At 60.3% G+C, this 232-nt stretch carries 1 protein-coding gene; it reads left to right on the top strand.

Features of this window, described 5'->3' with window-relative positions; all coding sequences use genetic code 11:
- Positions 1–70: formate dehydrogenase accessory protein FdhE (locus J5M58_RS28225; protein WP_243432471.1), on the top strand; the 70-nt coding region annotated here is incomplete at its 5' end.
- Between the last annotated feature and the right edge of the window lie 162 nt (positions 71–232).

Below are 232 nucleotides of genomic sequence, written 5' to 3'. Positions count from 1 at the left end.
GCTGGACATTCGCCTGGACGAGGAGGGCTTTCATCGCCTGGCACCGAACCTGATGCTCGCACCCGGATAGTGGCTGAGTGTCTACACTGTAAGACCGAGTCGCCTTCTTCGCGGGTAAACCCGCTCCTACAGGGGCCGCGCAAGCCTAAAAAGCTGCGAGGGCCCTGTGGGAGCGGGTTTACCCGCGAAGAAGGCGACTCGGTCTTACAGTGTAGACACTCAGCCACTATCC

This window comes from Pseudomonas sp. 32_A, assembly GCF_017490905.1.
Taxonomy (GTDB): Bacteria; Pseudomonadota; Gammaproteobacteria; order Pseudomonadales; family Pseudomonadaceae; genus Aquipseudomonas; species Aquipseudomonas inefficax.
Note: the sequence above shows the minus strand (reverse complement) of the source record. Positions and strands in the feature narration are given on the sequence as shown.